The 751-nt window shown below is 42.5% G+C and carries 1 protein-coding gene; it reads left to right on the top strand.

All coding sequences use genetic code 11. The features are described 5' to 3' along the window. Nucleotides 1-541 (top strand): glutathione S-transferase C-terminal domain-containing protein (locus R7E78_RS26265; RefSeq protein WP_318058627.1); only part of this gene is annotated, 541 nt, incomplete at its 5' end. Nucleotides 542-751 lie beyond the last annotated feature (210 nt).

The following is a 751-nucleotide window of genomic DNA, read 5'->3' as shown; positions in this document are numbered from 1 at the left end:
CTCAGGTGATGAACCTATCAACGTGTTTGAATCGGGTAATATTCTTTTCTACTTGGCAGAAAAATTTGGTCACTTCTTACCAACAGAAGGCGCGAAGCGTGCTGAGGTAATGAACTGGCTATTTTGGCTGCAAGGTTCTGCACCATACTTAGGAGGCGGTTTCGGTCACTTCTACGCGTACGCGCCAGAGAAATTCGAGTACCCAATCAACCGCTTTACGATGGAAGTTAAGCGTCAACTGGATGTACTGGACAAACGTCTGGCAAACAACGCCTTTTTAGGTGGTGATGAGTACAGCATTGCCGATATCGCAACTTGGCCTTGGTACGGTAACTTGGTGCTGGGCCGCGCATACGATGCAGCCGAGTTTTTAGATGTGGAGAGCTACAAAAACGTTGTGCGTTGGGCGAAAGCGATTGATGAGCGAGAAGGTGTTAAACGTGGTCGTATTGTTAACCGCTCTTGGGGTGAAGAGGGGGAGCAACTAGCTGAGCGCCACAGTGCTGCAGACATTGATAATGTTTTGAAGCTGAAACCTTAAACGAAAAGATGTTAAGCGCACCATTAAAGGTGCGCTTTTTCGTTCCTCAATATTCTCTACTAAGACCTAAATATCATTAATAGATAGGTCGTATGTTTATTGATTATGTATTTTTCAATAATAGTAAACTGCGTATATTGGTATCATCTGAATCTATAAATAGCAAAGTCGATATTATTTATTTTTTTATTTATTGATAATAGCCCGTTA

This window comes from Vibrio sp. YT-19(2023) (assembly GCF_033337395.1).
This window is presented reverse-complemented; position numbering and strand designations above follow the sequence as displayed.